We start from the raw sequence: 12,709 nt of genomic DNA on the forward strand, positions 1-12,709 counted from the left end.
TTTTTATGTCCTAAACTGCCAAAATGAATGGCAAAAACTTTTCGAGCGACAATTTTCCTTTGGTTTTCCTAAACAAAACCCTCCCTTTTCTTTTTTTAAGTTAATGAACTTCTGTAACACGCAACTCGCAACACATACCTTTTCCACTAGCCAATACAAGTAAACACATCAAAATCGAATTTCAATGAGCAAGGAAGAAAAAATCCAAGAACTTGATGCCTTGGCCGCCAAAGCGTTGCAAGGTGGTGGTGAAAAAAGAATTGATTCTCAGCACAAAAAAGGGAAACTAACAGCTAGGGAACGAATTGCCTTGCTCCTTGACCAAGGCTCATTTGAAGAGGTCGGTATGTTGGTGAAGCATCGTTGCACCGACTTTGGAATGGAAGATGAAACCTACTTGGGCGATGGCGTAGTGACGGGCTACGGAGAGGTAAACGGAAGATTGGTCTATGTGTTTTCCCAAGATTTCACCGTATTTGGAGGTGCGCTTTCCGAAGCTCATGCCGAGAAAATCTGCAAGATCATGGATTTGGCTCTGAAAAATGGTGCTCCGCTTGTAGGATTGAACGATTCGGGAGGGGCGCGAATTCAAGAAGGAGTTGCCTCTTTGGGTGGCTATGCCGATATATTTTACAGGAATACCTTGGTTTCTGGCGTAATCCCACAAATTTCTGGAGTGATGGGCCCTTGCGCTGGCGGTGCTGTTTATTCCCCCGCCATCACCGATTTTATTTGCATGGTGGAAGATACTTCCTACATGTTTGTAACAGGACCAAACGTGGTAAAAACCGTTACCCACGAAGAGGTGTCGTTTGAAGATTTGGGCGGGGCTTCGGCGCACAGTACCAAAAGTGGTGTGACGCACCTCACCGCAGCCAACGACGTGGATTGCATCAATCAGATAAAAACTTTATTAAGCTTTATCCCCCAAAATTGTGAGGATGAAACCCCAAGGTTGCCTTACGAGGCAAAGGGCAGCGAGCTTCGCCCAGAGCTGACGGACATAATCCCCGAAAACCCCAACCAGCCCTACGATATGCGGGAAGTAATTGCCGGCTTGGTGGACGATAAAGAATTCTTCGAAGTGCAAAAAGACTTTGCAGGGAACATTGTAGTCGGTTTTGCCAGAATTGAAGGGCGAAGCATCGGGATAGTGGGCAACCAGCCTGCGGTGTTGGCAGGTGTGCTAGATATCGACGCCAGCAATAAAGCCGCCCGCTTTGTCCGCTTCTGCGATTCCTTCAATATTCCCCTGCTCGTGTTGGTAGATGTGCCAGGCTTCTTGCCAGGGACGGATCAAGAATGGAACGGAATCATCAAAAACGGGGCGAAGTTACTTTATGCTTTTTGTGAAGCCACTGTACCGAGGGTAACGGTCATTACCCGAAAAGCCTACGGCGGGGCATATGATGTGATGAACTCCAAGCATATTGGGGCGGATATGAACTTCGCCTGGCCTACGGCAGAAATAGCCGTGATGGGGGCAAAAGGCGCAGCCGAAATTATTTTTAAGAAAGAAATAAAAACAGCCGAAAATCCCAAGGAAAAGCTAGAAGAGAAAATAGAAGAATACACCAAGCTCTTCGCCAACCCCTACAAAGCCGCCAGCCGAGGCTACATAGACGAAGTAATAAAACCAGAAGCTACCCGCCAAAAGCTCATGAAAGTATTCAAAATGCTAGAAAATAAAGTAGATAAACTACCCAAGAAAAAGCACGGGAATATTCCGCTGTAATAAAATAAACATCTCGCTCGGCTCTTGCCGAGTGAGGGTTAATTAGTGGGCGTCTCGCCCACATGTATCAAGTAAAGAAATGCTAAAGCAAGGGATGTTCCTGAGCCGAGCAATAGAATTTCATATCACCAGACCATCAAACCATGTCAGAAACCAGAAAAGCACATACGGACTATGCTTATTTTTGGACGATGACGGTTGTAGGTTGGGCAGATGTATTTACAAGAAAAGAATACTGTGAGATAGTGTTGGATAGCCTGCAATTCTGCCAAAAAACAAAAGGCTTGGAAGTTTTTGCCTACGTGATAATGCCTAGCCACATCCATGTGGTGGGGAGAAGGGAAAAAGGAAGGTTGGGCGATTTGATTCGGGATTTTAAGAGCATGTTTAAACTTTAGGTTTTCAAGCGAAAACGTTCAGTTTTGGGTTCTCACGAAATAAGAAAATTTTTGAATAGCAGCGCTATTGAAAAATTTTCTTATTTCGTGAGGTTCTAAAAATGAGCGTTTGCAGCGAAATAGATAAAATTTAAACATGCTCTAAAGTTTTACGGCAAAGCAAATTATAGATGAGATTGAAAAAGGAGGATACGAAAGCAGGAAAGATTGGCTGCTCCATTTATTTCGGTTTCATGCAAAATACAAGCGGCAAAACGACCTGCATATGTTTTGGCAGAAAACCAATTACCCAATAGAGTTATCGACTCCTTACCTCGTTGACCAAAAAATAGAATATGTGCACGAAAACCCAGTAGCTGCGGGCATAGTTCTAGAGCCTGAAATGTATGTGTATAGCAGTGCAAACCCATTGAGTAGGTTGAAGACATTGCAGGCGTAGCTGGCTTTTTATAGCGAGACGCTACAGAAATAGTTGCCACTCGACAAGAGTCAAGCGGCATATTTCCTCTCGTCGGCTCCAGCCGAGTGAGGATTATGAAGTGAGCGTCCTCGCTCACATGAATAAAAAAATCCCCGCAATTTTGCGGGGATTTCATGTTTTCCAAAAAGGAAAGGTTAATATCTGCTGCTTGGGTTGAGTTTGTCTTGCAATTTGCTCAAAATCCTGTGCTTCGTTTTTAGCTTGTTAACGTAGTTGTTGCGCTGCTGAAAAACTGGGTAGTTACCCGGAGTCCTGCTATCTTGTGCAAGTTCAAACGCATATTTTTTACTATAGTCTTCCAGCTCTTGTTCGTCTTTGTCTATCGAGTCTTGGAGTACTTGCATTTTCAATTTAATCTGCTCAGAAAATGTCTTTTTAGGAAAATCTGGGTGGAAGTACCTTGTTGATTTTTCCAAGAAGTGCATCTCAAATAGCTCGTTACAAACTATTCTAAACTTAAGGTTGAGCTGCTTGTCTTCAGGATTAGGAAGTTTACCAAACTGCTTCCACTTTAGCTGAAGTTGCTTCACAAAGTTGATATCGAAGCGAGCTTTGCCTTCCAGCATATTCTCCACTTCGGTGTATATATCTTGTTTTATCTCGATGCTCGACTTCTCCTTCATGGCAGCATTGTATTTCAAGTTGTTGAAATACGTATCGATCTGCTTTTTGAAGCTAGAAAACATTGGGGCGATGATCTTTTTAGGAACCTTACTAAAGGTCCTCCACTCACGCTGATAAGATTTTACCTTGTCTGCCTTAGCAGGGTCGCTGCCCGCTTGGTTTATTCGCGTAAGGTCGTTGATGATATACTGAGCTCTTCTTTTTGCGTCTTTTATAACTTTGGCTTGTTCCAAGAAGAACGATTTCCTTCTTTGGAAGAAGTATTCCAATGCTTCGTTAAATTCTTTAGAAAGCTGCTCTTCCACTTCTTTGTGGGCGCTTCCTGTTTTTATCCACTTTAGCTTCAGTTCTTTTAGCTTTTCAGCACCAAATTTCCAGTCGGCGCTTCCTTTAAAGCTGTTTGCCTCGTTAAGGAGGGCTGTTTTTATCTCGTAGTTCTTCTGCCTATTTTTTTCGATATACACACGTATATCGTCCTCCATGTTGTTTATTTCTTCATAGAGTTTGGTGAAATCGCCCAAGCCATTGAACTGGGCAAGGTAGGTACGCATGTGAATAAGTTTCATGAGGTACGAACCTTTGTTTTCGGCAGTTACTATTGCCTCTTTCACCTCGTTTACCTTCTTCTCCACCATTTCGAAGCGGTTGAGAAAATAGCGCATACTCTCTTCATCGGATTCTCTTACTACTCCGATTTCCCTATCCTTGAAGCCTAGATAACCTTTGAGATAAACTTTGTCGTCTTTAATATACCCGAAATCTGAGATTTCAGGATATTCTTTAATACCAGAGTCTGACATTTTGTTATTAGATGATGGTTTGGTTAAAAGTTTTGATTTATTAGTTACACTTAAAGATAATTACCAATTTCTACAACTGATAACTATCCACCGAGACTAAAGATCATTCTTATTTAGCAAATATGTATGATTTAATTATTATTCCTAAAGTATTTCTCATAAAAGCTACACAATAAATGTAGGGAACTGGTAAAGCCCCACTAATGATAATGAATTAATTTTATGATATTTGTAACGTAAATGTCATAATTTCGATTCGAGAAACTTTAGTTAAAACTAATATTAATATTTTAATTGACCAACACAAGGCATGAGTAATGAAACTATAATTTTTTCGATGGCGGGTGTGAGTAAAATCCATCCACCTAAGAAACAGGTCCTTAAAAACATATATCTATCTTTTTTTTACGGAGCAAAAATCGGGGTTTTGGGCCTCAATGGCTCAGGAAAATCTTCCCTGCTCAAGATCATAGCGGGAATAGATAAAGAGATACAAGGCGAGGTGGTTTTTTCACCTGGCTACACCGTAGGGTACTTGGAGCAAGAGCCGAAGCTCGACCTGTCAAAAACAGTAAGGCAAGTAGTAGAAGAAGGGGTGCAGGAAGTTGTTGACCTTCTCAAAGAATTTGAAGATATCAACATGGCTTTTGCCAACCCAATGTCTGACGACGAGATGACCAAGCTGATAGAAAGGCAAGGAGAGGTGCAAGAAAAGCTGGATCACCATAATGCATGGGAGCTAGATACTAGGCTAGAAAAAGCGATGGATGCGCTCCGTTGCCCACCTGAAGATGCGTCAATTGAGAACCTTTCGGGTGGTGAGAAGAGGCGAGTTGCTCTTTGCCGCCTATTGCTCCAAGAGCCGGATGTGCTTTTGCTCGATGAGCCTACCAACCACCTCGATGCCGAGTCGGTACATTGGTTGGAGCAGCACCTTCAGCAATACAAGGGCACTGTAATAGCCGTAACTCACGATAGGTACTTCCTCGATAATGTAGCTGGTTGGATTTTGGAATTGGACAGGGGCGAGGGCATTCCTTGGAAAGGGAATTATTCTTCGTGGCTAGAGCAAAAGCAAAATAGGCTGGCCAAAGAAGAAAAGAGCGAGTCGAAAAGGCAAAAAACACTTCAACGAGAGTTGGAGTGGATCAGGATGGCACCCAAAGCCCGCCAGGCCAAGCAGAAGTCGAGAATCAATGCATATAATGATTTGGTGAACGAGGAGTCGAGGGAAAGAGAAGAGAAGTTGGAGCTGTTCATTCCTGCCGGCCCGAGGTTAGGGACGCAGGTAATAGAAGCACAGCAAGTAGCCAAGTCTTTTGGCGAAAAGTTGTTGTTCGAAAATATGGAGTTTAAACTTCCTCAAGGTGGTATTGTTGGAGTAATTGGACCAAATGGTGCGGGTAAAACCACGCTTTTTAAACTGATTACGGAGAATGAAAAACCTGATAAGGGCTCTTTTGAGGTGGGCTCTACGGTAGAAATAGCTTATGTAGACCAGGAGCATATCAACCTCGACCCTAATAAATCAGTTTGGGAAACTATTTCGGGCGGAAATGAAACCATGCTCATTGGTGGAAAAGAAATAAACTCAAGGGCTTATGTGAGTAAGTTTAACTTCTCGGGAAGCGACCAACAGAAAAAAGTAGGTGTGCTTTCGGGTGGTGAAAGAAACAGGGTGCATTTGGCGATGACTTTGAAGCAAGGCGCTAACTTATTGCTGCTTGATGAACCTACCAACGACTTGGACGTAAACACGCTCCGTGCATTGGAAGAAGCGCTTGATAACTTTGGCGGCTGTGCAGTAATCATCTCTCACGACAGGTGGTTCTTAGATAGAGTTGCTACCCACATATTAGCCTTTGAAGGAGACTCCAAAGTAAGTTTCTTTGAAGGTAACTTCTCGGACTACGAAGAAAAAAGAAAAGAGCAGTACGGTGACCTAACTCCTCACAGAATTAAATATAAGAAGTTGCAGTAAGGGGGAATCTATTCCCACATTAGGTTTCATAATAAAAAAACTGATTTACGAACAAGGATTAACGAAATATGATCTGCAAATTTCCACTTGTTATAATTTGGAATATTTAGGTCGCCCCGATGGGGCTTGAAGGTTAAGGTTTCGTAGATGCACTACAAACAGGATGCTCCTATGGAGCATGTATACTCAAACAAAAATACTTTGGGAATTTCATTGGACCGAAAGCTTTTTGTTTAGTATATGCTGCCAAGAAAATTGAATTAGTTTTTCCCAATTCAATTTACTGGCGGTGTAAACTTCTAGCCTCAATAGAGGCGACCTGTTTGTAGTAAAATCAATAAAGCACATAAGCCCCATCGGGGCGAACCTCTTGATTTATGAAAAAAACTAGCTTGCGTCTCTTTAAGGATTGTCGTTAAATTATTTTATAAAATCGTTAATCCTTGTTCTGAAATCAAAACATAGACGTCTGATGTGAGGTGTTAAAAATTGAAAGAGCTTATGATGCGTAATGCCAAAAGATAAGATATGGAAGATATTATCAATTTATTACCCGAATCGCTTGCCAACCAGATAGCAGCCGGTGAGGTGGTACAAAGACCGTCTTCGGCGGTGAAGGAGATGCTGGAAAACTCGCTAGATGCTGGTGCTACCAACATCAAGTTGATTGTGAAAAACGCTGGAAAAACGCTGATTCAAGTAATTGATAATGGAAAGGGCATGTCCGAGAACGATGCAAGGATGTGTTTTGAAAGGCATGCGACTTCTAAAATAGTAAAGACCGACGATCTTTTTTCTATCCATACTTTTGGGTTTAGGGGCGAGGCGTTGGCTTCTATAGCGGCGGTAGCGCAGGTGGAGCTCAGGACCAAAAAGGAAGGAGATGAGACAGGTACGAAAATATGTATTGAAGGGTCAACGGTGATTTCCCAAGAGCCAGATGTTTGTGCCGATGGGACTTCTATAAGTGTAAAAAACCTTTTTTTCAACGTACCTGCCCGAAGGAATTTCCTCAAGTCTAACCCCGTGGAGTTGAAGCATATCATGGATGAGTTTTGTAGGGTGGCCCTTGCAAGGCCAGAAGTGACCATGAGCATGTACCAAGACGACCTCATTACCTTCGACCTGAAAAGTGGGAAATTAGCAAGAAGGGTGGTAGAGATTTTTGGGAAGAACTATGAAAAATCGCTCATTACTTGCCAAGAGGGAGTGCCCGGGCTAACTATTGAAGGCTACGTAGGAAAGCCAGAATCCTCCAAAAAGTCGAGAGGGGAACAGTTTTTCTTTGTGAACGGTCGCTTTATCAAGCATCCGTATTTCAACCATGCGATTATGTCGGCTTTTGAAGGCTTGTTGCCCGAAGGCTATTTCCCTTTTTACGTGCTCAATATCACCTTGGATGCCCGAAAAGTTGATGTGAACGTACACCCGACCAAAACTGAGGTAAAGTTTGAGGATGAAAAAACGATTTATGCGCTCATTAGAGCCTCTATAAAACAAGCATTGGCGCAGCAAGGGGCTATGCCTTCTTTGGATTTTGATTTGAATGTGAATTATTCGAGAGGGATTGACCTGAACTCTTCCTTCACACAGCAGGATGAAAAACCAAGTGCAAGCCCTCCTCCATTACGAGCTGATTCGGATGCATTTAGGAACCAGTCCAATCTTCAGAATTGGGAGAACTTATTTCCTACAGCAGAACCTAGTGCCGCTGGAAATACAGAAAATCCTTTTTTTAAAGAAGAACCAAACGAGGAGGAGGATCAAGTGCAGCAACAGCCAGTGGAAATAAAATTTAGCAGTGCGGCAAATGAAATTCAGCCAGAAGAGCCAGATATTCCACAAACTGCCAAGAAGAAGTTCATCCAACTTCATAGGAAGTATATCTTGACCCCCGTAAAGTCGGGTATTATGCTTATAAACCAAGAGGCTTCTCACCAGCGGATTCTTTACGAACGATTTATGCGTAGTATAGATGCTAAAAATGGAGCTTCCCAAAAGCTGGTCTTCCCTGTGGAAATACAACTAAATGCGGTAGAGCTAGCCCTTATAAATGAGGTGAAAGAAGATATGTGGGCATTGGGCTTCGATTATGAAGAGCAAGAAGGGAATATGCTGATAGTGAAAGGCTTGCCCGCAGAGGTGAATACGGGAAATGAGAAAGATATAATAGAAGACCTTTTGGAGCAAATTCGGATTAGCCAGCCTGGTATTAGCTTAAATATTCATCAGCGCTTAGCACGAGCCTTGGCCAGGAGAACTTCTCTAAAAGCTGGGACTAGGCTAGATGAAGTAGAAATGCAGTCGCTGATTGAGCAACTGTTTGCCTGTGCCGAGCCAAATTATACACCAGGTGGGAATAAAACCGTTTCTATCATCTACATGGACGAAATTGAATCGCTTTTTCTGAGAAGCTGAAACTTTTTTGTCCAACCTTTTGATTAGTAAAATGAGGGTTTGGTGTAAAACCTTCCCCAAGTTCATTTTTAAATTGTTTAGGCAAGCTAAACTTCATTGATAGTAAGTATATGTGGTTACAAACTGAAGAGCCAGAAATTGAAATCCTTGAAATAGAGGAAACAGATACCGACTCGGATGAGTTGAACGACTTGGTGGTGTACAACGATGATGTGAACACCTTTGATCATGTGATCAATACGTTGATAGATATTTGTGAGCATACGCCCGAACAAGCAGAGCAATGCACCATTATCATTCATTACAAAGGAAAGTGTGCGGTAAAAAAAGGCAGTTTTGATGAGTTGGTGCCTAAGCGTAATGCCATCTGCGACCGTGGGATTTCTGCTGAGGTCGAATAATTCACTTCCATCATTCTCCCAAATAGTATTATTTTTGGCTTCAAAAGAGGGTAGTTCTCTCTTTGTTTAATAACCGTAGGTACTTATGAATTTTCCCTCGAAGCTAGTAGAGTCGGCCGTAGAAGAAATTTCCAAACTTCCAGGAATAGGTAAAAAAACAGCCCTAAGGCTCGCTCTTTTTTTGTTAAAAGAAGATGAGCAGGTAACCAACAAGCTGTCGAGTGCCTTGGTAAAACTTCGTACCGAGATAAAATACTGCAAGCAGTGTTTTAATATTTCTGATGAAGATACTTGTTCCATTTGTTCCTCTCCCCGTAGGGATAATTCATTGGTGTGTGTGGTAGAAAACAGTGCGGATCTTCTGGCCATAGAAAATACATCCCAATTTAATGGAACGTACCATGTGCTTGGCGGAGTAATTTCCCCCATAGATGGCATTGGTCCTTCGGAACTGAGGCTAGGCGAACTGATAGATCGCTGCTCTTCTGGTGAGGTCAAAGAAATTGTTTTGGCACTTAGCGCTACCATGGAAGCGGATACCACCGCTTTTTACATCACAAAAAAGATGAAAGATACTGAGGTGAAGATTTCTACTATTGCCAGAGGTGTGCCTATTGGAAGTGAAATAGAATATACCGATGAGGTTACGTTGGGGAGGAGTATTTTGAAGCGAATAGCTTATGAATAGTTCCTACTTATACAAAACGTATATAATCCTGTCGATCCCACGAGCGGTTTGGTAAACTACCTCTTCTGCTTTTTGAAACCCACAGTTAAAAGCAGCTTTTTTGAGTTCGCTAGCCTTGGGCCAGTAAGCGTCTATCTTCCCCCATTCGGTTTCAAATACAATGTGGTTTTCCTCACAAAATTCGCCGAGTACTTTTATTTCTTTGTAGGGGGTTTCTACTATCAGCTTGCCATTCTTACTAAGCTGGGCGTACATCTTGTGAAAAGCTTTTGTGTACTCCGCTTTTGACATCTCCATAATGCCAGACCACAGCCAAAGCATGCAATCAGCCTGATAGGGAAGGGTAATTTCTTTGGCGTCTTGCTGAAATAGCCTCACCTTTGAGCCAAATTTTTGCTTCATGTAGGAAATGAGGTGGGGTACTCTTTCTATGGCGGAAAGTGATCCTTGGTAGCCTTTTTCCAGCACTTTATCCAGCGCTCTTCCATAGCCAGCTCCTATTTCCACCACATGTTTAGCACGCTCTATGTGTGGGTAAATCGCTTCAATATCCGGTCCGTTTTCCAACCCTATCTGTCTGGCAAAATCCTTGAATTTCTCAACTTCTATGTTTTGATAAAAACATAAGTTGCTGTCATTAACTATCTTCTTATTAGGTTTTGCCCCCACAATTTGTACGTTTTCCATAAAATACTGATCTCTTCTCTCTTAGGCGATGTAAAATACATTAATAAAACTAGATTCCCCTTCGTTTCGTATGCCAAGAGCTTCTTTGCTGGTCCATATTGGGAATGTTGGAATAAGTGAGGTGAGCGGATAGGATATTTGCCAAAATCAGGCACATAAATCGAGCTAAACAACTTTTTTGACAGGAGTTTTTTTTAATATTGTTTTGCGCAGTACAAATTTGAAATTCATTCGCTGATGTATAACATAATTCCCTCACCCAGCGCTGAGGCTCTTTCACTGATTTGAGATTGTTTGCTCGACCAAGAAACATTAAAATATGAAAGCCATTATCCCCGTAGCGGGCATAGGAGTAACCTTGCGCCCGCATACCCATACACAACCCAAAGCATTGGTTTCTGTAGCAGGAAAGCCCCTCCTTTCTCATATAGTAGATTTTTTGGCCAGTGCCGATATCAAGGAGTTTGTGTTCATAATTGGTTATATGGGGAATAAAATCGAGTCGTTTATGCGCTCGCATTATAGCCACAATGATTATAAAATGGATTTTGTGCAACAAGAACCTCGTCTTGGCTCAGCTCATGCCGTGTATTGCGCGCGGCAGTTTATGCAGCCAAACGATGAGTTGCTGATCATGCTGGGAGATATCTTAGTGGGAATGGATTTGAAGGCAATGGTAAATAGGTCAGAAACTGTAGTTGGTGTAAAGAAAGTGAAGCGACCAATTGATTTCGGTATAGCCGAATTAGGAAGTAATGGGGAAGTGGTAAAGTTGATAGAAAAGCCGAAAATACCAAAATCGAACCTCGGGCTAGTTGGGATTTATAAGATCAGAAGGGCGGCAGATCTAATTCAATCTATAGAAGGTCAGCTAGAAAGTGCGCCGCCTACCAAGCAGGATTTTAATTTGACCGATGCGCTTATGGAAATGGTTGTGCAAGGGGAAAAGGTGACGGTGATAGAAGTAGATAATTGGTACGATTGCGGGTCGAAAGAGTCATTGCTAGAAGCCAATGCGAAATTGCTGAAACGGAAAGGAGGGAAAGCCGATAAATCGATTCGGACTTCGAGTGGAATTATTATTCCCCCTGTAAAAATTGGGCGCAACTGCGATATCCGTAACTCTATCATAGGTCCCAACGTGGTAGTTGGTGATCATACGGCTATAGTCAATAGTGTAGTGTCAGATTCTATTATTGGTTCTTACAGTATTTTGGAGTTTTTGATGCTCAATAATTCTATCATAGGAAATGATACGAAGCTCAAAGGCATGACCCAAAGTCTTAATATTGGGGATAATACGGAAATAAACTTTTTTGGCGACAGATAAACCGTCTTTCAGAAGGTCGGGCAAATTTGTTAGTTTTGCTTTTTTTTTAGAAGGGTTGATAAAGAATTACGTAGATGTTTGATTATAAAAAATTGGAAAACTTCTGTAGAGAGGTTTTTATGAAAATGGGATGTAGCGAAGCCGATGCTAGCTTGGCTGCAGGAGTGCTAGTAAGTGCCGATTTGAGAGGGGTTGATTCCCACGGAGTGGCCCGGCTAAGTGGCTATGTGAGGTTATGGGAAAATGACCGGGTGAATCCTAATCCAGATATAAAAATAGTTCATGAAACGCCAAGTACGGCGGTGATAGACGGAGATGCTGGGCTAGGCTTAGTAGTTGCCCCAAAGGCAATGCAAGTAGCTATAGATAAAGCCAAAAATGTAGGTACAGGTTGGGTAAGTGTGAGGAACTCGAACCATTTTGGGATTGCTGGTTATCATTCTATGATGGCACTGGAGCATGACATGATCGGAATGTCGATGACGAATGCAAGCCCGCTGGTTTCCCCCACGTTTTCCAAGGACAGGATGCTAGGAACGAACCCAATTGCCGTGGCTATTCCTGCCAATGGGCAGCCAGCTTTTGTAGCAGATTTCGCTACTACCACTGCGGCAAACGGTAAACTAGAAATATTACAAAGAAAAGAAGAAGATGCCCCAACTGGCTGGGTGCAAGATGCCGAAGGCCAGCCAAGCAACGATGCTTCTGCCCTCAAAAAAGGCGGTGCTCTTTTACCGCTTGGTAGCGATAGGGTACGAAGTAGCCACAAAGGTTACTGCCTAGGTTCTATTGTCGATATATTTTCAGCGGTGCTTTCAGGAGCTGGTTATGGGCCGTGGGCGCCTCCATTTGTAAGCTTTTTACCTCTTCCCGAAAATCCTCCAGGGCAAGGCCTGGGGCATTTCTTTGGGGCGATGCGAGTAGATGCTTTCCGCCCAGCAGATGAGTTCAAAAGTCACATGGACAATTGGATTGGAAGGTTTAGGCAAGCAACTCCAGTAGAGGGGCACGAAAAAGTGCTGATACCGGGTGATCCTGAGAGGGAGCTGGAAGCGCAAAGGAAAACAGAAGGCATTCCTTTGTTGTTGCCTGTAGAGAAGGACTTGAAAGGTTTGGCAGAGCGTTTTGAGTTAGAGTTTTAGCATTTTTGAACTAAATAAATCAAA

11 protein-coding genes are annotated in these 12,709 nt (G+C 42.6%); 9 read left to right on the forward strand and 2 right to left on the reverse strand.

The genetic code is table 11. From position 1 onward, the window contains the following. The first annotated feature begins 184 nt into the window (after positions 1–184). The 3 genes from R9C00_29265 (at position 185) to R9C00_29275 (ending at position 2,572) form a co-directional block, all read left to right on the forward strand. On the forward strand, positions 185–1,735 hold the full coding sequence (locus tag R9C00_29265; protein ID WPO35790.1) for an acyl-CoA carboxylase subunit beta: 1,551 nt from the start codon (positions 185–187) through the stop codon (positions 1,733–1,735). Positions 1,736–1,878: 143 nt separating this feature from the next. Then, a complete protein-coding gene (locus tag R9C00_29270) occupies positions 1,879–2,133 on the forward strand; it encodes a transposase (protein ID WPO35791.1) in 255 nt (84 codons plus the stop codon). Positions 2,134–2,398: 265 nt separating this feature from the next. Next, positions 2,399–2,572 carry a hypothetical protein gene (locus tag R9C00_29275; GenBank protein WPO35792.1) on the forward strand — a complete coding sequence of 58 codons (174 nt, stop codon included), beginning with the start codon at positions 2,399–2,401 and terminating at the stop codon, positions 2,570–2,572. A 176-nt stretch (positions 2,573–2,748) separates the two neighbouring features. Here R9C00_29275 and R9C00_29280 read toward each other — a convergent pair whose 3' ends face one another. Next, positions 2,749–4,038, reverse strand: coding sequence for a DUF349 domain-containing protein (locus R9C00_29280; GenBank protein WPO35793.1), 1,290 nt, complete (start codon positions 4,036–4,038; stop codon positions 2,749–2,751). A 310-nt stretch (positions 4,039–4,348) separates the two neighbouring features. On the opposite strand from R9C00_29280, the gene ettA reads away from it, so the two are divergent. The 4 genes from ettA to recR all read left to right on the forward strand — a co-directional run bounded on the left by ettA (position 4,349) and on the right by recR (position 9,526). After that, a complete protein-coding gene (gene ettA / locus R9C00_29285; protein WPO35794.1) occupies positions 4,349–6,019 on the forward strand; it encodes an energy-dependent translational throttle protein EttA in 1,671 nt (556 codons plus the stop codon). 528 nt (positions 6,020–6,547) lie between these two features. Then, entirely contained in the window at positions 6,548–8,437 is a 1,890-nt protein-coding gene (gene mutL, locus R9C00_29290; GenBank protein WPO35795.1) for a DNA mismatch repair endonuclease MutL, read from the forward strand. Positions 8,438–8,547: 110 nt separating this feature from the next. Next, entirely contained in the window at positions 8,548–8,838 is a 291-nt protein-coding gene (locus tag R9C00_29295; GenBank protein ID WPO35796.1) for an ATP-dependent Clp protease adaptor ClpS, read from the forward strand. A gap of 85 nt (positions 8,839–8,923) precedes the next feature. Further along, positions 8,924–9,526 (forward strand): recombination mediator RecR, encoded by a 603-nt coding sequence (gene recR, locus R9C00_29300; protein ID WPO35797.1) that lies wholly within the window; start codon positions 8,924–8,926, stop codon positions 9,524–9,526. Positions 9,527–9,529: 3 nt separating this feature from the next. On the opposite strand, the gene R9C00_29305 is transcribed toward recR, so the two are convergent. Next, positions 9,530–10,213, reverse strand: a complete 684-nt coding sequence (locus tag R9C00_29305) for a class I SAM-dependent methyltransferase (GenBank protein ID WPO35798.1) — start codon at positions 10,211–10,213, stop codon at positions 9,530–9,532. 319 nt (positions 10,214–10,532) lie between these two features. On the opposite strand from R9C00_29305, the gene R9C00_29310 reads away from it, so the two are divergent. Together R9C00_29310 and R9C00_29315 are read left to right on the forward strand one after the other, a co-directional pair. Beyond that, a complete protein-coding gene (locus tag R9C00_29310) occupies positions 10,533–11,543 on the forward strand; it encodes a sugar phosphate nucleotidyltransferase (GenBank protein ID WPO35799.1) in 1,011 nt (336 codons plus the stop codon). 74 nt (positions 11,544–11,617) lie between these two features. Next, positions 11,618–12,685: an Ldh family oxidoreductase gene (locus R9C00_29315; GenBank protein WPO35800.1), complete on the forward strand. Its 1,068-nt coding sequence runs from the start codon at positions 11,618–11,620 to the stop codon at positions 12,683–12,685. Positions 12,686–12,709 lie beyond the last annotated feature (24 nt).

The sequence above is a fragment of the Flammeovirgaceae bacterium SG7u.111 genome (assembly GCA_034044135.1).
Classification (GTDB): Bacteria; Bacteroidota; Bacteroidia; order Cytophagales; family Flammeovirgaceae.

Excerpts from the sequence above, each read along its gene's own strand:
- R9C00_29265 (WPO35790.1), top strand. The coding sequence starts at position 185 with ATGAGCAAGGAAGAAAAAATCCAAGAACTTGATGCCTTGGCCGCCAAA.
- R9C00_29270 (WPO35791.1), top strand. The coding sequence starts at position 1,879 with ATGTCAGAAACCAGAAAAGCACATACGGACTATGCTTATTTTTGGACG.
- R9C00_29275 (WPO35792.1), top strand. The coding sequence starts at position 2,399 with ATGTTTTGGCAGAAAACCAATTACCCAATAGAGTTATCGACTCCTTAC.
- R9C00_29280 (WPO35793.1), bottom strand. The coding sequence starts at position 4,038 with ATGTCAGACTCTGGTATTAAAGAATATCCTGAAATCTCAGATTTCGGG.
- ettA (WPO35794.1), top strand. The coding sequence starts at position 4,349 with ATGAGTAATGAAACTATAATTTTTTCGATGGCGGGTGTGAGTAAAATC.
- mutL (WPO35795.1), top strand. The coding sequence starts at position 6,548 with ATGGAAGATATTATCAATTTATTACCCGAATCGCTTGCCAACCAGATA.
- R9C00_29295 (WPO35796.1), top strand. The coding sequence starts at position 8,548 with ATGTGGTTACAAACTGAAGAGCCAGAAATTGAAATCCTTGAAATAGAG.
- recR (WPO35797.1), top strand. The coding sequence starts at position 8,924 with ATGAATTTTCCCTCGAAGCTAGTAGAGTCGGCCGTAGAAGAAATTTCC.
- R9C00_29305 (WPO35798.1), bottom strand. The coding sequence starts at position 10,213 with ATGGAAAACGTACAAATTGTGGGGGCAAAACCTAATAAGAAGATAGTT.
- R9C00_29310 (WPO35799.1), top strand. The coding sequence starts at position 10,533 with ATGAAAGCCATTATCCCCGTAGCGGGCATAGGAGTAACCTTGCGCCCG.
- R9C00_29315 (WPO35800.1), top strand. The coding sequence starts at position 11,618 with ATGTTTGATTATAAAAAATTGGAAAACTTCTGTAGAGAGGTTTTTATG.